A 373-nucleotide genomic window follows, 5' to 3' on the forward strand; every position below is an offset into this window, starting at 1 on the left:
GATCACCTCCTTTCTAAGGAAAAATTCGGAAACCTTACATTATTGAAGTCTTGTTTAGTTTTGAGAGTTTTACTCTCGTTAAAATAAATGTTCGCGCTTTTGGGTCTATAGCTCAGCTGGTTTAGAGCGCACGCCTGATAAGCGTGAGGTCGGTGGTTCGAGTCCACTTAGACCCATCGTTACTGGTAAGTGACAATCGAATATTTTGGGGAATTAGCTCAGCTGGGAGAGCACCTGCTTTGCAAGCAGGAGGTCAACGGTTCGATCCCGTTATTCTCCATTGACACGAAAGTGTCAACTTTGTTCTTTGAAAACTAGATAATATTATTTTCTGTATTAATTATATTTTAATTATAATTTTAACCGAGAAATA

At 38.6% G+C, this 373-nt stretch carries 2 tRNA genes; both read left to right on the top strand.

From position 1 onward, the window contains the following. Nucleotides 1-101 precede the first annotated feature (101 nt). Nucleotides 102-176 (top strand) — tRNA-Ile (locus AC6UD1_RS07025). A 31-nt stretch (nt 177-207) separates the two neighbouring features. After that, nucleotides 208-280, top strand: a tRNA-Ala gene (locus AC6UD1_RS07030). The last annotated feature ends 93 nt before the right edge of the window (nt 281-373 follow it).

This window comes from Fructilactobacillus sp. X8R1C1 (assembly GCF_059900945.1).